Annotated in this window: 23 protein-coding genes and 2 pseudogenes; 3 read left to right on the forward strand and 22 right to left on the reverse strand. The window is 34.4% G+C overall.

Annotation, left to right across the window (positions count from 1 at the left end; translation table 11 throughout):
• The 9 genes from EVI01_RS11205 to EVI01_RS11245 all read right to left on the reverse strand — a co-directional run.
• On the reverse strand, positions 1-1083 hold a 1083-nt coding region (locus tag EVI01_RS11205; RefSeq protein WP_261766397.1), incomplete at its 3' end, for an Ig-like domain-containing protein.
• A gap of 365 nt (positions 1084-1448) precedes the next feature.
• A complete protein-coding gene (locus tag EVI01_RS11210; RefSeq protein WP_010752320.1) occupies positions 1449-1739 on the reverse strand; it encodes a putative quinol monooxygenase in 291 nt (96 codons plus the stop codon).
• A 17-nt stretch (positions 1740-1756) separates the two neighbouring features.
• Positions 1757-2395, reverse strand: a complete 639-nt coding sequence (locus EVI01_RS11215) for a nitroreductase family protein (protein ID WP_010752321.1) — start codon at positions 2393-2395, stop codon at positions 1757-1759.
• 31 nt (positions 2396-2426) lie between these two features.
• On the reverse strand, positions 2427-2831 hold the full coding sequence (locus tag EVI01_RS11220) for a MarR family winged helix-turn-helix transcriptional regulator (protein ID WP_010752322.1): 405 nt from the start codon (positions 2829-2831) through the stop codon (positions 2427-2429).
• A gap of 125 nt (positions 2832-2956) precedes the next feature.
• Positions 2957-3220, reverse strand: coding sequence for a hypothetical protein (locus EVI01_RS11225; protein WP_010752323.1), 264 nt, complete (start codon positions 3218-3220; stop codon positions 2957-2959).
• 160 nt (positions 3221-3380) lie between these two features.
• On the reverse strand, positions 3381-3866 hold the full coding sequence (msrC, locus tag EVI01_RS11230; protein WP_025480733.1) for a free L-methionine (R)-S-oxide reductase MsrC: 486 nt from the start codon (positions 3864-3866) through the stop codon (positions 3381-3383).
• A gap of 177 nt (positions 3867-4043) precedes the next feature.
• Positions 4044-4754 carry an acetolactate decarboxylase gene (gene budA / locus EVI01_RS11235; protein ID WP_010752325.1) on the reverse strand — a complete coding sequence of 237 codons (711 nt, stop codon included), beginning with the start codon at positions 4752-4754 and terminating at the stop codon, positions 4044-4046.
• A 12-nt stretch (positions 4755-4766) separates the two neighbouring features.
• The gene (gene alsS, locus EVI01_RS11240; protein ID WP_010752326.1) at positions 4767-6431 is read right to left on the reverse strand and encodes an acetolactate synthase AlsS; all 1665 of its coding nucleotides are present in this window, start codon (positions 6429-6431) and stop codon (positions 4767-4769) included.
• A gap of 176 nt (positions 6432-6607) precedes the next feature.
• Positions 6608-7102 carry a GNAT family N-acetyltransferase gene (locus tag EVI01_RS11245; protein WP_010752327.1) on the reverse strand — a complete coding sequence of 165 codons (495 nt, stop codon included), beginning with the start codon at positions 7100-7102 and terminating at the stop codon, positions 6608-6610.
• A 327-nt stretch (positions 7103-7429) separates the two neighbouring features.
• Between EVI01_RS11245 and EVI01_RS11250 the strand changes: the two genes are divergently transcribed.
• Positions 7430-8095: a helix-turn-helix transcriptional regulator gene (locus tag EVI01_RS11250; protein ID WP_010752328.1), complete on the forward strand. Its 666-nt coding sequence runs from the start codon at positions 7430-7432 to the stop codon at positions 8093-8095.
• Positions 8096-8153: 58 nt separating this feature from the next.
• Here EVI01_RS11250 and EVI01_RS11255 read toward each other — a convergent pair whose 3' ends face one another.
• The 5 genes and pseudogenes from EVI01_RS11255 to EVI01_RS11275 all read right to left on the reverse strand — a co-directional run bounded on the left by EVI01_RS11255 (position 8154) and on the right by EVI01_RS11275 (position 13934).
• Positions 8154-9572: a cation:dicarboxylate symporter family transporter gene (locus tag EVI01_RS11255; RefSeq protein ID WP_010752329.1), complete on the reverse strand. Its 1419-nt coding sequence runs from the start codon at positions 9570-9572 to the stop codon at positions 8154-8156.
• Between the two features lie 14 nt (positions 9573-9586).
• On the reverse strand, positions 9587-10915 hold the full coding sequence (locus tag EVI01_RS11260; protein ID WP_010752330.1) for a CoA-disulfide reductase: 1329 nt from the start codon (positions 10913-10915) through the stop codon (positions 9587-9589).
• Positions 10916-10930: 15 nt separating this feature from the next.
• Positions 10931-11263, reverse strand: a pseudogene (locus EVI01_RS11265) (Rid family hydrolase).
• Between the two features lie 506 nt (positions 11264-11769).
• Complete coding sequence (locus tag EVI01_RS11270; RefSeq protein ID WP_010752333.1) at positions 11770-13161, reverse strand: M24 family metallopeptidase; 1392 nt, start codon at positions 13159-13161, stop codon at positions 11770-11772.
• 2 nt (positions 13162-13163) lie between these two features.
• Positions 13164-13934: a DeoR/GlpR family DNA-binding transcription regulator gene (locus EVI01_RS11275; RefSeq protein ID WP_010752334.1), complete on the reverse strand. Its 771-nt coding sequence runs from the start codon at positions 13932-13934 to the stop codon at positions 13164-13166.
• A gap of 167 nt (positions 13935-14101) precedes the next feature.
• On the opposite strand from EVI01_RS11275, the gene EVI01_RS11280 reads away from it, so the two are divergent.
• Entirely contained in the window at positions 14102-14737 is a 636-nt protein-coding gene (locus EVI01_RS11280) for a pentapeptide repeat-containing protein (protein ID WP_010752335.1), read from the forward strand.
• 288 nt (positions 14738-15025) lie between these two features.
• Here the strand turns inward: EVI01_RS11280 and EVI01_RS11285 are convergent, their stop codons facing one another.
• The 6 genes and pseudogenes from EVI01_RS11285 to EVI01_RS11310 all read right to left on the reverse strand — a co-directional run bounded on the left by EVI01_RS11285 (position 15026) and on the right by EVI01_RS11310 (position 20419).
• Entirely contained in the window at positions 15026-16000 is a 975-nt protein-coding gene (locus EVI01_RS11285) for a tagatose 1,6-diphosphate aldolase (protein ID WP_010752336.1), read from the reverse strand.
• 12 nt (positions 16001-16012) lie between these two features.
• Positions 16013-16538, reverse strand: a pseudogene (lacB, locus tag EVI01_RS11290) (galactose-6-phosphate isomerase subunit LacB).
• 12 nt (positions 16539-16550) lie between these two features.
• Positions 16551-16979, reverse strand: coding sequence for a galactose-6-phosphate isomerase subunit LacA (lacA, locus tag EVI01_RS11295; RefSeq protein WP_010752338.1), 429 nt, complete (start codon positions 16977-16979; stop codon positions 16551-16553).
• A gap of 35 nt (positions 16980-17014) precedes the next feature.
• Entirely contained in the window at positions 17015-18424 is a 1410-nt protein-coding gene (gene lacG, locus EVI01_RS11300) for a 6-phospho-beta-galactosidase (RefSeq protein WP_010752339.1), read from the reverse strand.
• A 12-nt stretch (positions 18425-18436) separates the two neighbouring features.
• Complete coding sequence (locus EVI01_RS11305) at positions 18437-20095, reverse strand: PTS transporter subunit EIIC (protein ID WP_010752340.1); 1659 nt, start codon at positions 20093-20095, stop codon at positions 18437-18439.
• 12 nt (positions 20096-20107) lie between these two features.
• Positions 20108-20419 (reverse strand): PTS sugar transporter subunit IIA, encoded by a 312-nt coding sequence (locus EVI01_RS11310; RefSeq protein WP_010752341.1) that lies wholly within the window; start codon positions 20417-20419, stop codon positions 20108-20110.
• A gap of 221 nt (positions 20420-20640) precedes the next feature.
• Between EVI01_RS11310 and EVI01_RS11315 the strand changes: the two genes are divergently transcribed.
• Complete coding sequence (locus tag EVI01_RS11315; protein ID WP_010752342.1) at positions 20641-21399, forward strand: DeoR/GlpR family DNA-binding transcription regulator; 759 nt, start codon at positions 20641-20643, stop codon at positions 21397-21399.
• Positions 21400-21722: 323 nt separating this feature from the next.
• Here EVI01_RS11315 and EVI01_RS11320 read toward each other — a convergent pair whose 3' ends face one another.
• Complete coding sequence (locus EVI01_RS11320; protein ID WP_010752343.1) at positions 21723-22673, reverse strand: transketolase C-terminal domain-containing protein; 951 nt, start codon at positions 22671-22673, stop codon at positions 21723-21725.
• Positions 22674-23519: a thiamine pyrophosphate-binding protein gene (locus EVI01_RS11325; RefSeq protein ID WP_010752344.1), complete on the reverse strand. Its 846-nt coding sequence runs from the start codon at positions 23517-23519 to the stop codon at positions 22674-22676.
• Between the last annotated feature and the right edge of the window lie 368 nt (positions 23520-23887).

Genomic DNA, 23887 nt, shown 5'->3' on the forward strand with positions numbered 1-23887 from the left:
ACTGGTATCACTACTTGATTCCGTTGTGCTTTCACTGCTGGTATCACTACTTGATTCTGTTGTACTTTCACTGCTAGTTTCGCTACTTGGTTCTGTTGTACTTTCACTGCTGGAGCCTGATCCAGTAGGGTCTCCTGTACCACTCCCACCTCCACCATATTTCGTCGTGTAACCGGTTACTGTCCGTGTGGTTGAAACTCCATTTATGAGGCCTTGTAGCGTGGCTTTATTCGTGTACTGTTCTAAGCTACCATCTGTTTGCGTTTTATAGGTGATATAGATCCGTTCATTTGTCTCTCTTAATGGAATTTCAAAGGAACCGTCTGAATTTAAGGAAATGGGGACTTGTTCAACAAATGAAGGATTACTTACACTTTCACCGTAGACCACTCTTGCACTTGTACTGATTAATGTTTGATGAGCACCTAATGTATCGATTAACTTTCCATCTGTAATAGTGACTTTATTCGTGTCATAAGAATTGATGTAAATACGCCAATCAATTACTCGTTTTGGGTTTTGTGTGCCTAAATACAATCCTTGTTTAGTGATTAGAGCGCCTTCCCCCGTATTATTGTCATCGCCAGGTTGAATAAATATAGGGATTGTTTGAATACCATTCGCCGTTTCAAAACGAATATTGTTCGTTTGATTTTCTTGGACATTTTCACTAAACTTTGACCAGAAATAAAAGTCGCCATGTATATTTTCATTTTGCTCAACAAAATCTGTAAAGACAAACGTTAATGTATTTCCTACCTGAGTGACATTTGCCACCAATTGATTGTTCTCATCATAAATTTCATACGTATTGTTGATTCCTTCAATTTCTATTGGCAAAGTGATCGTTGCTTTATCTCCGGCTTTTAAATCATCTATATTTTCTAAGCTCCACTGCAGATCTAATTTAAAAGATTCATCTTTTTTTATTGTAGTTACTGGTTCATTTTGATTATTTAAAATAGAAACATTCGTGATTAAGTTTGGACCAATATCAACTTCTGCTGAAGCATTACGTATACTCCCAAAAAAAGGAAACAAGAAGAAAAAAACAGTAAAAAGACGAGCAACCTTTAAAAACATACCAAATCCTCCTCAACTTTATTCATTTACCGCTAGTATAATTTATCATTATTTTATAATCAAACATTAAGTTTCATCTATGTTTTTTATTAAGCAAAATAATAACATTCCATAATATAAAAATATCTTAAAAGATATCATGTATAAGGAATTTATTATTACTTATCAACAACATAAAAAAAGAGAGTACTATGACTATGTTATCTATGACAATGAAAAATAATTTGTTATTTAACATTCCTATTCTATTTTTCATTAATACCAAAAAAAGACAGAGATTACTGAAAAATCTTTTCAGCAATCTCTGTCTTTTTTCTTTTTTCTCAGTAATAAGTGAAACAAGTCATGCACTTTCTTGTATATTTTTATTCTTCTAATGTCTTTGAAATATTTATTTCTGTTTTTTTATTACCGTATTGGCTCATATTTTTAAATAATTTTTGTAGCAACGGATTTTGATTGTGTCCTTCTATCGCTTGGAGATCACGCCAATTTTCAATCATCATAAATTCATTTTCAAAATCAATGGATTCATATAATTGATAGCCTAAGCAGCCTTCTTCTTTTTTGGTACTTTCAACAAGTTGTTTTACTTCTTCAAGAAATTCATTTCTCTTTTCTGGTTTGATTGTAAACTTTGCATTGATAACGATCATATTTATGTCCACTCGCCTTATTTAAAAGTTGTGATTTTTTCTGGAGCTAAACGCACCGATTCGTACCCTTCTTCTAATGCTTTTCCAATAGATAAAATCATGACAGGTACATAGCGTTCTTTGTCAAGACCAACACTTTCCGCTAATTGATCTGCTTCAAAACCACCAATTGGATTTGTTTCATAACCATGGCTACGAGCAACTAGCATGAATTGCATGGCAGCTAAACTAGCATCAATTTTCACCACATCATTCATTTGTTGACGCGTAAAATTTTGATAATATGGTAAGATTGCTGCAAGTTGTTGGTCACGAACTTCTGCTGGCATTTTTCCTTCTGCTACTGCTTGTCCGTAGATTTCTTCACCATATTCATAACAATTCATATCACCAAAGATCATAACCATTGCAGATGAAGTATCATTTTGACGTGTGTTAAAACGTATTAATGGCTTTAATTTCGCCTTTGCTTCTTCACTTTCTACCACCACAAATCGCCAAGGTTGCATATTGACAGAAGATGGTGCTGTTGTTGCTTCTTTGATCATTTCTAACATTTCTTCATGAGAAATTTTGACTGTTTCGTCATATACACGCACAGATTTTCTTCCAAACATCACACTAGAAAAATCATTGTTTACTAATTCTTTACTCATCTTTTTACTCTCTTCTTTCTCTATTAAATCATTAATAAAATTTGTTCAATAATTTTATTAGTTCACTTATTTCTTCGTCTGTTAAAGAAATACATAAAGAACTAGCGGATTTTTGATGATTTTTTTCACACTGAGCCAATTCTTGCTTTGCTTTATCAGATAGCAAAACGAATACTTCACGATTGTTTGCTGGATTTCTTTTACGTGAAACATACTCTTTTTCTTCTAATATTTTTAAATGTCTAGAAATAGCTGCATTATCGATTTTTAGCTCTGTTTGAATTTGATTTTGTAGGCATTCACCCTTTTCCCATAAAAACATCAGCATTTCATATCTTGTTAAACTAAACCCTGTTTCTTTTTCAAACAAAGCAGTGCCTTCTTGACTGATAATCTTGATTTGATAAAGCAGTCGACTAAGTTTTCTCAAATCCATCTTCATCCCTCCTTGTTCAATTGACTAATCAATTATTGACTTATCAATAATATAAACATTTCATTTATACTTGTAAAGTAAAAAATTCAAGAATAACAAAAAAAAGAGATTCTCATCTCTCTTTTTTACGAAACATATGCAGGTTCATAAATTTTTGAAGAAGTTCCAAAAACAGCTTCTATTTCTTCCAAACAATAAACCTCTGAATATTTTGCTACTACTTTCCCACATTTTTCTAATATTTCTTCATGATCGCACTCTTGATATTTTTCCACACATAGTACAATACAATTTTCTAATTTATTGATCACTTCTCCTATAACTGTATGCTTTAATCCAATCGGTTTACATGCGTATTTTTTTCCTAAAACAATATCTTCAATATTCATATCTCATCCACCTTTAATCATTTTAACATTTTATTAAAATGATAATAACATTAAAATAAGATTATGAAAACTAAAAACTATTATAATTTTAAAAAAAATCAAAAGAAACATGAATAAACTGTTTCTTCTGATTTCATTTGCTCGTTTTATTTTATTTTTATTAAGAAATAACATTTTTAGGAATTTTTTTAACTAATAACTCCACATATTTTTCTAAATTTTCTTGATCTATGTCATCATATCCACCTGTTACACCGCAATCAATATCCAAAACACCAATCAATTGATTTTCTTTTACCATAGGAACAACAATTTCAGATTGCGCAGCTGAATCACAAGAAATATAATTTTCATGTTTCTTTACATCATCAACAATCAAAGTAATTTGTTTTTGGGCTGATTCACCACAGACACCTTTTCCCATTTTAATTCGCGTACATGAAACACGACCTTGAAAAGGGCCTAAAATCAATTCTTCTCCATTAAAAAGATAATAGCCAGCAAAAACTGTTTCTGGTAATGTTTCATTTAATAAAGCTGATGAATTAGCTAAATTCGCTAACCAATGATCTTCTGCTTCTAGTAATCCTTCTTGTTGCAATAATAAAATCTGATAAGCATCTTTTTTTTGCTTTTCTGTCCACAACATCTTACCACTCCTTTTATGAAAAAATTATAGCTTAGAAATGATTTTATGACTAGTTCATCCTTTGAAAAATTGTAAGGTTAAGAAAAAACTAAGTCAAAAAATAAAGCAAAGTGATAAAGATACTGAACAAATTGTTTTTACTTATCATAAAAGAGATAAGAATACACAAGAATTTTATTCAGCTTGTTGTATTTCTTTTTCTAAGTTTGCGTAATCAATTTCAGTTTCAACAAAAGTAGGATCATTTATTGGAAAGTGCTGGTTTAAACTTTCCATTTTGCTTAATTCTACGGTACCATTTGCTAATTCAAAATCAATGACGTGACCACCAAATTGCTTCTTATCATCAATAAAATGTAAATGGAACCCAGCTGCTGCCACCCCTTGAAATAGTGCAGGTGTATAAAAACCAACTAAAGTTCCGCAAATCATTGTCTCGTGAAATTCAGGTTGTGACTCGGAAATTTTCGCTAATCTTAGATATGGTTTTTCTTGTTTTGGCATGACACGTATGTGAATGGTTTTAAAAGTGCCAGTAATCTTTACAGCTAAAAATAAGTTTTGTCCACCTACTTTTTTCAAGATTTCTTTTTTCAGCCATTCGATCGTGCTTGTCTCTTTTACATCAAACGTGGTTTCAGGGATGAAATTTGTAATTGCAGCATATGGAGTGGTCTCTTCTCCGCTTAATTGAACAACTTTACCATCTGAACGACCTTGATATGCCTTGCCATCTAAAAAGATAACTTCACCATCTAAACCATGCAATGTTCCTAATCCTAAAGTTCCGTATTCTAAGATATGTTCAATCGTTTCGGTGCCATCCATTAAGCCCGCCATTAATGCTCCTAATGTGCCGTGTTGATAAAGTTTTTTTTCACTCATCTTAACATCTCCTTAATAGAATTGATCAGGTAAGATTGTTTCTCCTAATTTTTCGTTGTCTCGATAATCAATGGGAATATCGATGATGACAGGTCCTTGTGTTTTAAATCCTTCCTCTAAAGCTTGCTCTAATTCAGATACATCTGTTACACGAAGTCCTTTTGCACCAAAGGCTTCCGCATATTTTACAAAATCAACTGGACCAAAATCGACACCTGAAGCACGTTGATACTTCATAATTTCTTGAAATTCTACCATATTATAGCGTCCGTCATTCCAAATCAAATGAACAATGTTTAATTTTTTACGCACAGCTGTTTCAAGATCTTGCGCAGAAAATAAGAAACCACCATCCCCTGAGACTGAAACAATCTGAGTATGCGGACGTACAAGTGCTGCTGCAATTGCCCAAGGTAAAGCCACCCCTAAAGTTTGCATTCCGTTACTAAACAACAAATGGCGTGCTTCATAACTTCTGAAATGACGTGCCATCCAAATATAATGGCTTCCAACATCTACGGTTACAGTCATCTCATCTGTTACTTTTGATTGTAAGGTATTAATCACTTCTAAGGGATGCAAAATTCCTTGGCTACTTTTACTCGATACGCTATCCCGTGCTGTTAGTTTCTTTTGTAAAGATACTAAGTATTCCTTCGAATCAACTGATACTTGATGAGGTTCTAAAGAGTCAGTTAATAACTCTAAAGTAGCAGAAATATTACCAATCAGTTCTCTTTCTGGTTGCATATACGAATCAATTTCCGCTGGCGTCTCATCAATAACGATCACTCGTGCATCTTTTTCAGCATTCCAATTTCTGGCTTCATATTCAATAGGATCATAACCTATCGCAATAACTAAATCGCTACGTTTCAATAGCATATCACCAGGCTGATTTCTAAATAAGCCAACTCTTCCAAAGAAATATTTTTCTAATTTTCTAGAAATGACTCCTGCTGCTTGGAAGGTTTCTACCACTGGCAAGCCAGTTTTTTCTACTAAATGACGAATAGCTGCTGTTTCTTTTTTACTTGAACCACGCATTCCTACTAATAAAACTGGAAGTTTTGCTTCACGTACACGTTCAACCAAATAGTCAATGTCTTTAGCAGATGCAGAACCTAATTGAGGATCGTTCAGAGGTTTGATCACTTCATTTTTGACTGGTGCATCTACCACGTCTTGGGGAATACTAATAAAGCTTGCCCCTTTCTTAGAGCTTTTCGCCATTCGATAAGCATTTGCAATGACTTCAGAAATCGTTTCTGGGTCTTGAATTTCCGCACTATATTTAGTAATTGGTTGAAATAATGCCGCATTATCCATACTTTGGTGCGTCAGTTTTAACAAATCACTACGTTTTACCTGCCCAGCAATGGCAAGTACTGGATCTCCTTCAGCTGTAGCTGTCACTAAGCCTGTCGCCAAATTACTTGCACCTGGACCACTAGTCGCAATCACTACACCAGGTTCTCCAGTCATTCGTCCAATTGCTTGTGCCATGAAAGCCGCATTTTGCTCATGTCTTGTCACAATTAATTCTGGTCCTTGATCTTCCAATTCATTAAATACACCATCAATTTTTGCTCCTGGAATACCAAAAACATATTTCACTTGATGATTTATCAAACTTTCTATTACAGATATCGAACCTTGTTTCACTTCTGAACTCATCTTTATTTACTCTCTTTCTAATCTTTAAAATCTATAAAAAATAATTTTATTAATACAGATTTAAACCCTGTTTCAAAAACTAGTCTAGCATGATTCCTCTCTTTTGTGTAGTCATTCGCAAAAAAAGTAGCAATTTCAAAAAACTTTCTGAAGATGCTACTTTTTTACTCAAAATTCTACTCATACCTTTTTCCTAAAATATCTAGTCCAACCAACGAACCATCAATATTCGCAACATTTGGAAGATGCCCCCATTTTTCATAACCATTTTTTCTAAATAAACGCTGACTGGCTTGATTAACATCAAAAATAAATGCTAGCACTGTTTCAATCTTTAGCTGAGCCAGTTGTTGTTCAGCAAAATGCAAAGCCAACTGCCCGATTCCACGATTTTGATGAGCACGATCAACATAGATGCTGATTTCCACTGTTTGATCATAAGCTGGTCTACCGTAAAAGTCGCTTAAACTAATCCATCCAATGGTGGCTTCACTTTCTTTAATGATCCATAATGGTCGTTTATTTGGATCATGTGCTGCAAACCATTCCTTTTTGGATTCAACGGTTATCGGTACTAAGTCGGCAGTTGATTGCCTAGTGAAAATTGATTGGTTATAAATAGCAACAATCTGCGGTAAATCTTCTTTGGAAGCAATAAAATAATTGAACATAAAATCATACACCTTTTTTCTCTTTATTATATCAGTTCATGTTTTCTGAACAAGAAAATACTTCCATCAACTGTTACCTCACTCTAGCAATGGGTACTTCTGTGAGAATGCCCTTAAATGGTAATAGACATTTTTAGCTAGCGTAGACTACATCTTCCTCAAATAAAACAAACAATCATTTCTTATAAGAAATGTCATTCAGTTATTATGTAAAACAAAGGACGAAAATAATTTTTTAAATGAAAGGGTCCCCTATTTACTATTTATAGTGAAAGATGGGAATAAACATGGTATGATAAATTAATAAAAAATTATCAAGGTGAGAGAATGGACAAAAATCAATTAACATTATATATTTCACTAGTAAAATTTCTAGGTCAAGCCTTAGGTGAAAATTATGAAGTGGTTCTTCATCATTTAGAAAAAGGACATTTTCATATAGCTGCAATTGAAAACAATCATATTAGTGGGCGAGATATCGACTCTCCAGTCACAGGATTTGCGCTAGAAATGATTCGCTCAAAAAAATACCTTAAACAAGATTATGTAGTAAACTATGATGCCCAAACGAGCAATGGAAAAAAATTAAAAGGTGCAACTTTCTTTATTCGTAATCATCAAAATGAACTAGTTGGTTTGCTCTGTATTAATCAAGACATTAGCAAATACCAAGCCTTATCAAAAGAAATCTTAAGTCTCGTAGGTTTAACATCGGAAACACCAAGTTCCCCTGCCATTGATACGCTACATGTTCCAGAAAGTGTTGAAATTTTGGAAGAAACAATTGAAGGGATTATTTATTCAGTTGTTTCTCCTGATCTTCTAAATCAGCAAATCACACTAAATAAAGATTTAAAAGTGGAAATTATCCGTCAACTAAATGAAAAAGGTATTTTTCAAATTAAAGGCGCTGTTTCTCAAGTTGCCAAGGTACTTAATATATCTGATCCAAGCGTCTATCGTTATCTGAAAATGGCAGATGGATCAAAATAGCGAAAAAAGAAGGTCGTTCCTCATGAAAGAACCATCTTCTCTTTTTTTCTTTTTAAAATTATTCTTCGCTTGAATTTTTAGTCGTAGGAGCTAAAAACGCTTCTTTATCAAACGTTCCTTCCCACTTATCGACCATAATCGCCGATACCATTGAACCAGCTACATTCAACATCGTACGCCCCATATCTACAATCGGGTCAATTCCAAAAATTGCCCCAATACTTGTTATCGTATGCCCAAATCCAAGCCCATTTAATGTGACTGTCGCAGCAACAGTAGCTGTTCCTGGCACACCAGCAATCCCAATGGACCCCACGGTTACAACAACTACAACTAAGAAGTAAAAGGATAAATTCATTTCTGCTCCTACAGCCGACCCCATTAAAATACCTAGCATAGCCGGAAAGACACCTGCACAACCATTCATCCCAATAGAAGTTCCTAAAGTAGCTACAAAATTGGCTGTTTCTTGTGATACGCCTAAATCGTCTTCTAAATTCTTAAGTGTATAAGGCAATGTGCCTACACTTGAACGAGAAGAAAAAGCAAACAGCAAGGTAGTAAATGCTTTTTTGTAAAAAACAATTGGATTTACCCCTAAAAACAGTAATAAAACCACATAAACCAATAACATTAAGAATACGCCAGTATATAAAGCAGCAATAAACCCGATCATTCCCATAATGGTTTGGATTCCTCTAGAAATGATTGTATTACTAACCAAAGCGACAACCCCATAAGGCATGAGTTTAATGACATTAGTTAGAACTGAAATTACTGTCACTTTTAACGAGTCAAGCAACGTCACAAATGGCGCAACTTGATCTGGTTTTTTCACTTGTAAAAAGCGAATTGCACCCGCAAACATCGCAGCGATAATGACAACGGAGACAATGCTCCCATTATCTCCCATAACGTTGATGATATTGTTAGGAACGAGGTTCAAGAAAAATTCAGGAAAGCTTTGTGAAGCAATATTACTGATGCTCTCTGCTTTATCGGCTGTAAGATCACCTGCAAAATCAGCGCCATTGAGTTGAAATAATTTCACAACCAAGATTCCTAATGAAGCTGAAATAGCAGTCGTTCCAAGCAAAGTAGCAAAAGTTTTCCCTGTTAAATATTTCAGTCGTTCTCCTTTAACATCAATCACCACTTTTATAATCGATAAAAACACAACCGGAATAGCTAATAGCTGAATCATTTTTAGAAATCCTGAGCCAACTAATGCATACCATGCATTAATTTCTGTTCGAGCAAATTCCGTATAGATCTCGTGATCCGCTCCAACAAGATCAATGACAATGCCTAAAAGTAGACCAAGTATAAGTGCATAAATCATTCTTTTTGAAAAACTAATTCGTTTGTCTTTCAGATATTTCATAAGTCCTAACGAAAGTAGTAACAAAGCAATGGCTCCCATTGTATAAAAGTTACTCACTTTCAAAAACTGGGTAAAAAAAGGTGCATCAATCAATTCTTTCATCTCCTTTATTTGGCAGTATTCGCCACGACATTTAGTGCTTCCCAAGTGGAAGAAAATGGTGGTGCATAAGCAAAATCAACGAAGCCTAATTCCTGTGTCGTCATTTTTGCATGAATTGCTACAGCTAGTCCTGTCGCACGAAGTACCGTTTCATTCTTTCCAAACAATTGTGCACCATACAAGACTTTTGTTTTACGGTCATAAACAAGTTTGATCATTATTTTTTCTTGCATGCCATAGTAATTAGAGTGGTTGGGTACTTCAATACAAGTTGTTTTCACATCAAGCCCTTTTTCTACAGCAATCTTCTCTGTTATTCCTGTGGCTGCCGCTTCGTAGCCACCAACCTTAATGGCACTGCTTCCTAGTGTTCCGACATATTCTTGAGTTTGTGTCCCACCGATATTTATACCAACTATTCGTCCCATCTTATTCGCAGTTGTTGCTAAAGGCAAATAAACATCTCCTAATAGTCGATGAGGAATAGAAGCGCAATCACCTGCGGCAAAGATATCTTTTTGCGAGGTTCTTCCATATGTATCAATTTTGATTGCACCATTTCCCAGCCTATCCAATTGTCCGTCTAAAAACGCTGTATTAGGTATAAAACCTGTAGCAATGATGACCGCATCAGCTTTATAGTTTCCTTTAGTAGTATGCACAGTAGTGATTCGTCCATTAACGGTTTCAATTTGTGTTACTGACTCCTCTAAAGCAACACTAACCTGCTCTTCTTTAATGGCTTCCTCAATTTTGTCAGCAAATTCTGAATCAAAGGTACGATTCATTAGTTTGGTAGCCATCTCAATAATTTGAATATTTTTCCCTCGTTTTGTTAATTGATCTGCTACTTCAACGCCAATGAATCCGCCACCAATAATGACCAAGTTTTGATATTCATGTAATTTACTTTGTAACCTTTCTACTTCTGCCAATTTCGTTATTGTGTATACATCATCAGAATCCATTCCAGCAATCTTTGGAATATAAGGTTTGGCTCCTGTGGCGATCATTAGACGATCATATTCTTGTTGGAATAACTCATTTGTTGTTAAATTTTTTACGTTTAGTGACTTATTCAAAACATCTACCGATTCCACTTGATGTTGCAACATTAACTTAATTCCTAAACGTTCAATTTGATCAGGCGTCCGAGCAAACATTTCTTTCTCATCGGTAAATTCTTCTCCTAAATAGTATGGGAGACCACAAGCACCAAAAGAAATGTAATCTTCTCGCTCAATCACTGTGATCTCTGCATCTGGATTGACTCGTTTTGCCTTAGCAGCAGCGCTCATTCCAGCTGCGACACCCCCAATAATTACAATTTTCATTCTATTCCTCTTTTCTTATTTTTTTGCGAATATCCATTCAATTTCCACTAATTCCCCTTTTAGTAGAGCCACTAATTGAAAAGCCGATCTTGCTGGAAAGCGATCGCTAAAATATAGAGCGTACACTTGATTAAACGATTCATAATTGTTCATATCTGTTAAAAAGCAGGTGGTTTTTACGGCATCGTCCATCGTTAACTCCCGTTCTCCCAGCTATTGTGAAATATTGATCATGATTGGACTCATCTGTGCGTTGATATCGTCAGAACAAATTTCTCCGGTTGTTGGGTCAACGGGTAGTTGGCCTGAAACAAATATGAAACCTCTTACATACATGATAACTTTCATATGCAGTTTATGATTATTCACTTTTTTGTTCCTGATAATTTTTTATTAAATAAAAATAATTACAATAAAATTTCATCATAATTTCTTAGTATAGTCAATAAAATTTTTGTTCTTATTACCCTTAAAAACCTCATATAAATAAGACAAAAAACAAAAACTGCAGTTATTTTTAAATCATAACAACCGTGGAAATTTTTAATAATTTTTTATCAAAAAAAGTGTTAATAAAACAAAAAACATTTTCGTTATTTTTATGTTGCATAAATAAGCTCTGGAGGTACACTTCAAAAACAAGGCTTATGTTGAGAACTTGCTACTTAAATGCCGTAGATACGTAGATAGGTCGGGAAAAACACGGACTTACATCCTATTTTTTCGTCTTTTATCTTCTATTTCAAGAAAACCAATTGGTCATACAACTTATTCATGAATTTAGTTTAAAACTTAGTCGCTTTTGCAGAAAGTAGCTGTTCTTTCTAAGTGTTTTTTCCACTCATTATTTTGCACTATACTTGTACTCTTAATGCTTGGTCTTTTGCTAAATAAAAGGGACGTAGATAAGCAACGGTATTAGAAAGCGGCAAGACGTCTTTACTTAAATCAATATTTAATACTTTTTGCAAGTAATTTTTACGATTTGTTATTCGTTGCCACAATTCTGGATAGACTTTTTGAATGACCTCTATGAGCTTTTCATCTGCTAAAGCAATGCACTCTTCTGCACTCACACCAGTATATCCTGGAACAGAAGGAATAATATCTAGTTGAAAAATCATACCACTTTCTAATTTTTCAGTTGACCCTTCATAAATAGGGGAAGCCATCCATTCCTCATCAGCCGTTAGATGTCCGGGATTTAAGTGCCAATGGTAGTCTTTTTTTGGTAAAACGGCATTAACCATTTGATAGATATCATTTCCTTCCATCCCTATTTTGATTGTTTCTAGCCAACAAACAACTGTTTGAAAATAGGGTTTAGCTACGCTATCTAAATAATCAGATTGCCCCTTAGGCAGCTGTTTCTCGTTTGCAATGACAAAACCAGTTCGGCTTGATAAACCACCTTTGAACCCTGTAGTTAAAGACAACGTATCGCCAAGTTGAATTTTTTTATCGGTTGGGTAAAGGTTGGCGTATTCAAACCGTTTTCCAGTAGCTGCGATCGTTACCACCGTATTGGGTTGACCATTTCCACTTAGCTGCGCACCTATTTCCGTTTCTTTGATCCCCACATCAATTTTATTTAAAGCTCGTAACATGCAACAAGAAGCTAAGTTTGCCCCGTATTCATAATGAGCAATTTCATTTGCATTGTTTATTCTTCGTATGCCATTTTCTCCAATCAACACATAACTAGCATTGATAAGCGTCGCCTCATGGTTCTTTACCTTTTTAATCGCTTCGATAATGAAATAAGGTAGATCAAATAACTTAGCAGCTTCTGCTTTTCTTGTTGTAAACATTTTCCAGCCGATAGCCCCTATATTTTTCTTGTCTTGCAAGTTTAATGATTTAAAAATTTCCTCTAATGTTTGTTCATCGTCCATTGGCTGATTAGGTAATGAAAATGGAGGATAGTGGATTAATTCTGCTTGAATGCGAGCATGTTCACGAAGTTTTAAATTTTCATTACCTAGTATTAAAGTACTCTTTCCACTGTCTTCAATCATTAATAAGCCTTCTTCAAAACGTGGAATAAATCCGGTAAAATATTCAAAATTACTTCCGTGTTCACGATCGGCATAAATAATCACTACATCTATTTTTTCTTCTTTCATTCGTTGTAACAATTCTTTTTTTCGTTTCTTCATTGTTTCCTCTGTCAAAAAAACAGGGGAAATGTCTGGAAATAGTTGTGGTTCCACTAGAGAATCTAAAATAATTGTTTTCTTTTCCATCTTTACTCCTTTATTTTATCTAAAATAAGACATGCCACGTGGTTTTCGATAAGTGCTTGCTTCAACGAAGGATTGGGCATTAAATCTGTAATTAATAAATCAATTTCACTTAAATCACAAATTTTAAAAAAACCTGTTTTCCCCATTTTTGTATGATCAGCTATAGCAATTACTGTGTTGGCTTGTTTTATCATTTGACGTTTGACAAGTCCTTCTTCTTCTGTATGAATAAACACCCCTTCATTTGACAATGCAAAAACTCCCAATAGTGTATAGTCTACATGGTATTGCTTTAGTTTTTCAATCGTATCAGCTCCGTGAAGAAAAAGTTGGGTTTTGTGCAATTTGCCTGGCAACACAGAAATTGTTACCTCTTTCATTTTTGCTAGTAACGTCGCATGGATCAAGGAATTTGTAATAGCTGTTATTCTTTTATTAAATAAATATTGTATGACCTTTTCCACCGTGGTTGAAGAATCAAAAATGACAGAAGAATTCGTTTTAATTTTTGATTCAGCAATTTTACCTAACTGTGTTTTGACTTGATGCAATTTTGTTGAACGTTGGTCATAATCAAAGATAGATGCCTCTTTTTCAACTAAAACAGCGCCACCATGGGTTCTACGAATGATATGCTGTTCTTCTAATTTGATTAAATCACGTCGAATGGTATCTTTAGATACATTTAATTGTTCTGCGAGTTCATCCATTGTCGCATGTTGTTGTTCATTTATGATTTGTTTTATTTTTTTTAAACGAACTTCCATTAACATTCAAGCCCCTCCTTTTCAGTTATTTTACTATATGATAAGTTATTTTGCAATATTTTGCATTTTTTAGCAAAGAGAGAGATTTCCTTTCGTGTTATAATTAGAAAATAACTCCTTCACTCAACGTTTTATTTCGAATGAATCTGATACAAAAGAAAGTAGGCCAATAAATGAAGATTATTCCTCCTAAAATTTCGCCAAAGTTAATGAATAAAGATTTTTCAACTATTTTTCATGAAGAAGACCCGATTTTAGAGATGTGTCAAATATCAGGAGATGAATACACTGATTCTTTTCTCGATCGTCCGCGTTTTTATAATACGGAATTTGACCATTGTCATTTTACAAATAGCGATTTTAGCCAGATTGAAATGGTAGATGTCAGGTTTAAAAACTGTGACTTAGCAAATGTAGATATGACAAAAGCAGCTATTCATCGCACAGAATTTATCAATTGCAAACTTCTCGGAACGGCATTTCCAGAAGCAACTATCAAAAACGTCTCATTTAAAGATTCACTCTTGAATTTAGCTTCTTTAGGCGATGCTAAACTAGAAAATGTGCAGTTTGTTCATTGCTTGTTAGAAAATGCAGATTTTTATCATTGTAAATTCAAAGGCGTTTCATTTGATCAATGTGAATTGAATGAAGCGACTTTTCATCAAACGTCTTTAAAAGGTGTGGATTTAAGCACGTCTAAATTTGAAACTTTATCCATATCCATTGAGGAAGTGAAAGGTTGCCAAGTTTCTACCTATCAAGCCTTACAGTTTTCATCTTTATTAGGACTGATCATTAAAGAATAGCATGTGCTTCTAATTCTATTTCAAAACTTTCAAATCGAATAACCAGTCTTCAGTAGTTTGTTTCTGTGGCAATCTTCTCACCAGACCAGATCGAAGAGACTGAACTGTTTCTTGCGAGAGTGCGGTTAACCCAATTATTTGAGCATATTTCGCTAAAGTTGTTTTTCTGTAGAAATTTACCAGTATTATTTAAAAACAGTCTGAGTATCCTAAAAAAGCACGTCTAGCATTCATGAAATGTACCTGTCTAAAAAAAACTAGAGTGAAATCATTCACTCTAGAATTGATTTATATCTTTACAGGAGAAGCTGTCTCTTTTAGCACTTTATTTAATTGTTGAATCTTCTTTCTTCCTTCATTATTCATCCAAGCAATCGTAGCTGCCTTTCCTTTTTTCACAAATATCTCCACACCTTGGCTCCAAGTCGCTCGTCCACAAAGAACCCCATTAAATGTTGATCCAGCTGCTTTTGCAAAACGTAAAGTATCATAAAATAAATTTGCCTCTACGCCTGCACTTAAAAAGATATAAGGCAAATGGGTCGCTTTTGCTTGTTCTAGGAAGAATTTTGATGCTTCTTCTTTGGTATGAACAAAATATTCTTCTCCATATCCTTCAACATAATTCATATTTACTGGGACTTCTACTTTTAATACATCCACGTTAAAACGATTCTCAGAAAACTTTCCCATCATTTTTATGACTTTGCGAGGTTTTTTTGTTGCATAATCTTTTGCATCACTCTCAATCAGTGTATGATCATAGGAGATCAATTCTAAAAAGAAGGGTAGTCCTTCTGCTAGACACTCTGAACCGATCCGTTCAATAAATGCATGTTTTTGTCCATTGATTTCTTCCCTTTCGTCAATATCGTAATAAAGTAAAAATTTACAAGCATTCGCTCCTGCTTCTTTTAAATTCTTAACGGAACATCTCGGTAAAAGGTCAGGTAACCTGCCTGCTACAGTTTGATCGTACCCCGTTTTTTCATAAGCAAATAGTAACCCAGTATTTTTATTTTTGGCACTTGCTGCAGGTAGTCTGTATTCTGGGTCTAACAAAATAGCTGAAGCATCTTGCGTTAGTTGAGAAGAAACAATCCATTTAAATTCCTCAAGTTCTTTTTTGTTGGCTTCTTCTCCTTTAAATTTCGTAAGCATTTTTTGTAAAGCCCCTCGCTGATCAATCGCTAAAGCAGCAAATATTTTATCTTCATTCCATAATTTTTTCAGATGATCTTTTTTATTACTCATTGAACGCATGCCACACTCCTTCTAATCTTTGTATTTGCCCATTTTCCATTTCACAAGAAATTCTTCAAAAAAATCCGAGTTCATTTGCTGAGTCTGCTTATTTTCACATTGGTTGATTTTTTCAATTAATTGTTTGTTTCTTTTAGTTTCTTTTAGTTTCTTTATATTCTGCTTGAATAAATGCCTCAAGTACATCACAGATCAAAAACTCTCCTGTAATTTTAGCGCCAAAACCAATCACATTGGCGTCTAGTTGTTCACGTGCATAAATAGCACTTGTCATATCTCGCACTAATACGCCTCTAATACCTGGTACTTTATTCACTGCATTGGTAATTCCTACTCCTGTACCACATAAACATACTCCAAGATCCGCTTGATTTTGCATGATTGCTTCTCCAACTTTTTTTCCATAAATAGGGTAATGCGTACGTGTAAAATCATAAGTTCCCACATCCAGCACTTCATATCCCTTTGCTTTTAAAAAATCCGTCACAGCTATTTTTGTGTCAGTAACGATGTGATCACAACCAATTGCTATTCTCATAATAGTCTCCTCTTAGCCCATTTTATTTAACATATCCACTCTTATTTGATGCCGTCCACCGCTATATGTAGCACCCAAAAAAGCAATCGTGATATTTAGCGCTAATTCTTTCCCAACAATTGCAGATCCTAGAGTAATCATTTGGGAATTGTTGTGTTCTCTAGTCATATATGCACTTCTTTCATCAGAGACCGTAGCTGCAATCATTCCTTTCACCTTCGTAGCGACAATGAAACTGCCTGCGCCATACTTATCGATTGCGATGCCAAGACTTTCTGGATGTTTCTTCAAATCTTTTGTAATCGCTAATGTAGAGGCAATAAAGTTTTCGGAAGGTTGGATACTCTTGTCTTCCACAGTAAATCCTTTTTGGAGCAGTTTCCCTTTTAGCCATTCTTTTAGTTCCATTCCTTCATTATCTGCACCTATCACTACACGCATAGCCCTCTTCCTCCTTTTTATTTGCCATTTTCTTATCATGCTTGATCTAATTTTTTTGTTTCGCTGATTTTTTTATACCAATAGGCACTCTTCTTTGGAAATCTTTGTTGCGTTTCAAAATCGACATAAAACAGACCATAGCGCTTGTTATATCCGTTAGTCCAAGAGAACATATCCATCAAAGACCACATGAAATACCCTTCAACTTTTATCCCTTGCTTTCTTGCTCGCAAAATGGCCGCTAGATGTAGTCGTGCATAATCGATTCGCTCGTCATCGATAATCTGACCATCTTTAAATTGATCTTTGCTTCCTAATCCATTTTCTGTTATATATATTTTTTTATAATTTGGATAGCGTTTTTTTATAAATAGAAGCATATCTTCTAAACCTTGAGGATAGATTGGCCAGTCCCAATCAGTTGTTGGAATGGCAGAATTTGTTACCCGTTCTCCTACACCTTTTAATGCAAAAATACTGCTCCCCTTTTTTCCACTGCCATTATGATGGATCTTAGATGTTCCTGTATAGTGCTTTAAAAAGTGACTACCATAGTAATTCAAACCTAAAAAGTCAATATTTTCAGCTGCTTCTTTTAAATGTAAGAAATCTTCTTCCAATGTCATAAATTGGGAATCATTGACTGATAAAATTTCATTGATCGCATGGATCGTTTCTGGTGAATATTCACCATTAAATGTGGCATCTAAGAGAAATTGATTGGCCAAAATATGCTCTTTTTGCGCAGCTTTTCTGTCTTCTTCTTTTTCTGAAATACTATATTTCGATTCTAAAATATGGACAATACCAATTTCACCTTTTTGATTTGATTCTTTATATGTATTGACTACACGAGCATGGGCCACCATCATGTTATGCATGGATTGAATTGCTTTTCCTATCTGATAGTGATTATTTGGTGGAAAGTGCCCAATAATATATTGTCCTGCCACAACTGACCACGGTTCATTGATTGTTATCCAATAACTTACTTTATCGCCGTATTCTTGAAAACAAAAAGTGGCAAAGTCAACATAAGCATCCACCATTTTTAAAGAAAGCCAATCGCCTTCTTTAAATTGTTTTTCTGGCGTATCGAAATGATGCAAAGTCACAAAAGGTGTAACACCCATTTTGTTACAAGAGTCAATCAATTGATGATAAAATTCGACACCTGCTGGATCGACCTCTCCTTTGCCATTAGGAAAAATTCTTGACCAAGCAATAGATAGGCGCAACCCATTAATCCCAAATTCATGACTCAACCGCAAATCTTCTTCATAGCGGTTATAAAAGTCGCTGGCTTGTCTCGGATCAAATTCTCCCGATTTCTGAAGATAATCGTCCCAACAATTCTTTCCACGTTTGCCGATGGTCACTGCTCCTTCTGCTTGGTAAGCAGCCGTTGCTGCTCCAAAAATAAACTGTTCTGGAAATGTATCCATACCTTCCTCCATCTATGCTAGATTTTCAAAAACAAAATGAATTGCTTCTATCGGTGCTTTTGCAAGTTTTATGTACTCGATTCCTGTCGTAGAAGTCGTTTGCGTCTTATGATCTTTAGCACTTTCTCTTAATTCTTCCAGCATTAAAGCCATTTGTGGTGCTAAGATAATTAAGTCAAACTCACCGATCTGTTCCTTGTGCTGACCGTAAGCCATTGCAACCGCATCAATATCCATCTCTAATTCTTGCGCTCCTTTTTTAATTGCATTTGCTAGCATTGAACTTGTCGCACCATTTGCACAAAGTACGAGAACATTAGTCTGAGTATTTTTTCGTCTCGGTATTTCTAATCGATTGATTTCCGTTTTTTTGATTTTATTTTCTGCTTGTTCTTCACTGCTTACATTTTTTTCCTTAATTAATAATTCATTATCATAAGCCTTGAAAAATGGAAAATAGATCGCAAAGTCTACGATTAATAAAGCAGCCATTAAAACAATGGCTAGTCCAGCAAAGCCTGTCCCCAAAATCAAACCAACTGGCCCTGGTGTTGTCCATGGTAAATTATAGATAAATCCATCCATCGCCAGTACTTCAACAAAAAATTTAAAGATCCATACATTGGCAATCGGCGCTAAAATAAAAGGTATAAAAAAGATTGGATTTAATACGATCGGCGCACCAAACAGCATTGGCTCATTAACTCCAAATAAAACTGGAATAGCCGAAGCACGCCCCATGGTTTTTAATTGTTTGGATTTTGCTAAAAAGGCAAACATCAGTGTAATGACAAGGGTGGCTCCTGTACCACCTAAGGTTGCAACAAAATATTGTAGCCCTTGAGACAAGATTCTGGGAGCGTGCTCCCCGTTTTGATACAATTGGAAATTCATTTCCACATTTGATATGTAAATAGCTGCAACAGCAGGTTCAACAATTGAAGGACCATGGATACCTACAAACCAGAAAAATGCCATGGCACCAAAAATAATTGCAAGTCCTAGATAGCCATCAGCTGCTGAAAAAATCGGTTGGAATAACTCAATCAACATTTCTGAAAAACCACTACCACTAACATGCCGAAACCCTAGATCAAAGCCCCAGAAAAAGATCGTAGACAATGTAATCGGAATTAAGTCTTTAAATGTTTGGGAGATGTTTCCAGGCACTTCTTCCGGCATTTTCACTGTAAGATTCTTTTTCACACAAAAACGATAGATATTAGGAACCACGAAACCGACAATAAACGCTGTCATCAGTCCTTTCGTTCCCATGTAGTCAGAAGAAAAGCCTCCTTCTAACGGATCCACACCTACAATGACAAAGCCAATAAATGCTGCAATCATGGTAGAAGTATTATTGATTTGAGTCATTTTAGGTAATTTGGAATTAAAATTCTCCGTTAGACTCTTAGTTACCGTAGCAGCCATCAAAACCCCTAAGATTCCCATGGAACCGTTATACGCTTTCATTAAAATTGTTTCTATTTCTTCTCCCCAATGAAAACCAAAGGCATTAGGAACATAGGCAACGAGTAAGAAAAAACTTGAAAAAAGTATCACTGGAATAAGGCTTATAAATCCATCTCTAATCGCTCTTAGATAAGAATTATTAGAAATTTTTTCGAAAAATGGTTTCATTTTTTCTATACGCTTGATCATCGTATTCATATCAAAGCTCCTCTATGCTTTTTTGTAGATATTAAATAGGTGCCGAATCACATCTTTTAATAATAAGGTTGTCATTAAATGATCTTGTGCATGGACCATGATAAAACCCAGTTCGATCGTTTCCCCCCTTGCTTCAGCAGCAAGCATTTTTGTTTGAGAATGATGCGCTTCTTTTAAACTTTCGTTTGCCTCCTCGACTAATTGATTGGCTTGATCAAATTCACCTTTTTCTGCTTTGGACATTGCTTCAATCAATTTAGATCTCGCCTCACCTGCAAATGCTACTACTTCAAATCCAATCATCGCTACTGCTTCTTTATCCATTACTTCTCCTCCAATCTTATTCAAGAACAAAAATGTTTATTTATGTTTGTTTTTGTCCTTTACGAACAAACCATAGCTGAAATTTTTTTATGTGTCAATCCATTTTATTCTCTATTTTTCACTAACAATACAATATCTATTTGACAACAAATCATTAATGTTTTATGTTTATTTCAAACATTGTCAAAATTAAAAAGGAAAAATATCGGGGAGTTTGCTAAATGTTAAAAGAAGAAAGACAAAAATACTTGTTAGATCAATTGAAAAAAAACGGAATTGTAAAGGTAACCGAAATTATACAAGAGTTAAAAGTTGCTGACATGACCATCCGTAGAGATTTACAAGAATTGGAAAATAAAGGTTTGATCATACGTATTCATGGTGGGGCAAAACTTGTTGATACTACTATTCCTTTAGTAGAACTAAGCCATAGAGAAAAAAAGAATATTCATTTATCGGAAAAAATCAAAATTGCAAAAATAATTGCGACTAGCATCGAAGAAGGGGATACCGTTTTCTTAGGACCAGGAACTACAATTGAACTAGCTTATGATTTTTTGACGATTGAACAAGCAAAAATTATTACAAATTCGATTCATGTTTTTAATAAATTTAAGAATGATGCTCGATTTGAAATTATTTTGATCGGCGGTGCTTACCGTAATAAGACAGGAGCATTTGTGGGTACGATTGCCAACGATTTTATTTCAAATATTTATGTAAAAAAAAGCTTTATTGGTGTGAATGGACTAGACACAACCACTGCTTTTACCTCTAATGAAGACGAAGGATTAACGCAACGTTACGCTTTAAACAGTGCCGAAATAAAATACCTCGTAGCCGATCATCATAAACTTGATAAAAAAGATTTTTATGGTTTTTATTCCCTCAATGAAATTGATTATTTGATTACTGATTGCGCTATAACCGATAGCCAAAGAGAAGAATTTGAAAAATACGTCAAAATAATGGACCATTAATCTTTACCAACATAATCGATTATGTTGATAAAAAAGAACAAAGAACCTGAATAACAATAAAAAAGTTTATTCAAGTTCTTTGTATTTTTATCGCAGTTACTTTATCCATTTTTTGAAATGGAATGAACTCCAAAGAATAGATTGATTTTCAAAGTTAAATACATGAAATCCAAAATTGTTTCAAAAAGTTAATACAACCATACGAAAACATTTTCTATGATTTCGCATTTTCAGGATTATTATTGTTGATCCATTACTTAGGTTCCATTAATCTTCATTTTTACTCGACTATTTCCTGATATTTCTTCTCTTTTTATTTCTTATCATTTCCTATAACTTTCTAAAATTATTTGAGCAATTGATTGAATAGCTAAACCAGCTTCTTGCTGAGAAGGTGACATTTGTTCCAGAAGTTTCACTACTGCTATTTTTTTTAATGAAACAGAAATTTGGTATTCCGCAAGAACACACTCGACAGCGCTACTTAAACCGCCGATGACCACATAATTTTCCATAGTAATGACTTGCTTTTTTCCACTACTTTCATCAAGGATCAGCTGGTGATCAATGGGTTTAATCGTAAACATGTCAATCACTTCACAACTAATCTTATAAGCTTTTAAATGATTAGCTACACTGAGGGCTTCGAAGACGAACTGTCCAGCGACAATCATTAAAATATCTGTACCGTTACATAAAATATTTCCTTTCCCTAACTGAAAAATAGAACCTTTGGCATATACATTGGCCCCTCTTTTATTATTCCCACGTACATAATGAACGCCAGGATATTGGCTAAATTCTTTCATAATCCACGCCATTTGTATGTGATCAGCTGCCTCACAAACAATGGAATGTGGGATCATTGCCATTAGAGCAATATCTTCTTCTGCGGTATAATTTTTTTCATCTTGCTTAGCAATCGAACGAGAATGAAGACCAAGAATGTTAAGTGTTTTCTCAACGTACCAATCAGAAATAAATAGTTGATCAAACATCTTCCGAATATCAATAGGATGAGAAATATGAACAAACGGAGTATATTCAACCAAGTTTAATCCAGCAGCAATCCCAATCAGATTTTCTTCACTAACTTCTAGATGAAACAATTGCTCTAGATTTTCTTTCCTTAGATTCTCCCATTTTTTTGGCGATTTGGAGTCATTTTTTACAACAACAATTTTTTTATTTTGATACATTAATTCATCAAATACATCTATTATATAAGTGCTTAGTTCTTCTCCAACAGATAACGACTTACTTAAATGAATCATTTAACTCATCCTTTCAAGTCTTTTTTGTAAATTTAGTATGGCTTTTTCAATCACTTGTTCGCTTTCATTGGGAGTAGGATTCACTAGATGCTTGTCAAACAGTTGCGCATAGGATAAGGAATTTTGTTCTTTGGTTCTTACTAAAATCAAACAGACTGCTTGTTTTTTTACCTTTTTAAATTCTTCAAGCGATTCATCAATGGCTTGAACATTCGTTCCATCTACCATCAAGGTGTAAAAACCAATCCTTTCCATTTCTCTTTTTAAATTGAGAGAACTTATATTTTCTTTTAACGAGACAGCTTCACGCTTTTCTTCGTTAGCAATAATAACTCGGCAATGGTTCAACTTAAATTGTGCGATCGTCCAAAAAACTTCCCAACTTTGTTCATCCATTAATTCTTTGTTTCCCATAATCAAATAGGTCTTATTTTCTTTACCTGCTAACTTTAAACCTAGCGCCATTCCTGTTGCTACAGCAGGACCATTTTTCAAAGAATCCAATTTAACATCTATTCCTGGAATCTTTAAACGTTGACACAGCTCAAAGCTTTGAGCCATTGTGAACAACCATTCTTTATCAAAATATCCAACATTTGCGAGAACACTATACAGACCTAATGATGCCTGACTTTTGGCTAAAACGAGTCGATCTCTTTCTTCCCATTCAGGACGTTTTGGATCGATTTTCATCTGTTTACCATATAAAACCACTAACAATTCTACAACTGAAAAAGAGTCATCAGAATAATCTTGCCCTCCCTGCTTGTACATGATCAGTCTATCTAATTGTATATTTGCCACTAGTTTTTCAAGTTGTTCCACTTGTTTTTTATTGGTATTCATAATTACACCTCCTAATTAGTTATGAAAAGAATAGTGATTCATCAATCCATGTATTATATAACATGAAGTTCATTCTCCAGTATATTTAATTAAAAATAAGAACATTTATTTTATGAAGACTTATATATTTTAATTGTTCACTTGTCTTTTTCTTAGTGTTCACTAAAATTAGCTCACTCCATAAAAAAAATCCTTGTCATTCAAGGATTCTTTCATAATGGATCAATTAACAGGAGCACTTTTCATTTTTTGGTATAGATGACATCAAATAGACGAATCACTATAGTATGATTTTACTCAAATAGTATCAATAGGGTATGATTCAACACGTTCATCAAAAGTATCTTTCATATACTCGTTTATTATTT

This window comes from Enterococcus villorum, from assembly GCF_007990225.1.
Taxonomy (GTDB): Bacteria; Bacillota; Bacilli; order Lactobacillales; family Enterococcaceae; genus Enterococcus_B; species Enterococcus_B villorum.

Bases quoted from the DNA above. Each gene is read 5' to 3' on its own strand.
- EVI01_RS11270 (WP_010752333.1), bottom strand. From the start codon at position 13,161: ATGGAAAAGAAAACAATTATTTTAGATTCTCTAGTGGAACCACAACTA.
- EVI01_RS11245 (WP_010752327.1), bottom strand. From the start codon at position 7,102: ATGTTCAATTATTTTATTGCTTCCAAAGAAGATTTACCGCAGATTGTT.
- EVI01_RS11275 (WP_010752334.1), bottom strand. From the start codon at position 13,934: ATGTTAATGGAAGTTCGTTTAAAAAAAATAAAACAAATCATAAATGAA.
- EVI01_RS11215 (WP_010752321.1), bottom strand. From the start codon at position 2,395: ATGAGTAAAGAATTAGTAAACAATGATTTTTCTAGTGTGATGTTTGGA.
- EVI01_RS11210 (WP_010752320.1), bottom strand. From the start codon at position 1,739: ATGATCGTTATCAATGCAAAGTTTACAATCAAACCAGAAAAGAGAAAT.
- lacA (WP_010752338.1), bottom strand. From the start codon at position 16,979: ATGCGTGTAGTGATAGGTGCAGATAATGAAGGAATGGAACTAAAAGAA.
- lacG (WP_010752339.1), bottom strand. From the start codon at position 18,424: ATGGATACATTTCCAGAACAGTTTATTTTTGGAGCAGCAACGGCTGCT.
- EVI01_RS11225 (WP_010752323.1), bottom strand. From the start codon at position 3,220: ATGAATATTGAAGATATTGTTTTAGGAAAAAAATACGCATGTAAACCG.
- EVI01_RS11220 (WP_010752322.1), bottom strand. From the start codon at position 2,831: ATGGATTTGAGAAAACTTAGTCGACTGCTTTATCAAATCAAGATTATC.
- EVI01_RS11310 (WP_010752341.1), bottom strand. From the start codon at position 20,419: ATGGATAAAGAAGCAGTAGCGATGATTGGATTTGAAGTAGTAGCATTT.
- EVI01_RS11250 (WP_010752328.1), top strand. From the start codon at position 7,430: ATGGACAAAAATCAATTAACATTATATATTTCACTAGTAAAATTTCTA.
- EVI01_RS11320 (WP_010752343.1), bottom strand. From the start codon at position 22,673: ATGATTCATTTAAGTAAGTCGTTATCTGTTGGAGAAGAACTAAGCACT.
- EVI01_RS11325 (WP_010752344.1), bottom strand. From the start codon at position 23,519: ATGAATACCAATAAAAAACAAGTGGAACAACTTGAAAAACTAGTGGCA.
- budA (WP_010752325.1), bottom strand. From the start codon at position 4,754: ATGAGTGAAAAAAAACTTTATCAACACGGCACATTAGGAGCATTAATG.
- EVI01_RS11260 (WP_010752330.1), bottom strand. From the start codon at position 10,915: ATGAAAATTGTAATTATTGGGGGTGTCGCAGCTGGAATGAGCGCTGCT.
- EVI01_RS11315 (WP_010752342.1), top strand. From the start codon at position 20,641: ATGTTAAAAGAAGAAAGACAAAAATACTTGTTAGATCAATTGAAAAAA.
- EVI01_RS11285 (WP_010752336.1), bottom strand. From the start codon at position 16,000: ATGCGTTCAATGAGTAATAAAAAAGATCATCTGAAAAAATTATGGAAT.
- EVI01_RS11305 (WP_010752340.1), bottom strand. From the start codon at position 20,095: ATGAATACGATGATCAAGCGTATAGAAAAAATGAAACCATTTTTCGAA.
- EVI01_RS11280 (WP_010752335.1), top strand. From the start codon at position 14,102: ATGAAGATTATTCCTCCTAAAATTTCGCCAAAGTTAATGAATAAAGAT.
- alsS (WP_010752326.1), bottom strand. From the start codon at position 6,431: ATGAGTTCAGAAGTGAAACAAGGTTCGATATCTGTAATAGAAAGTTTG.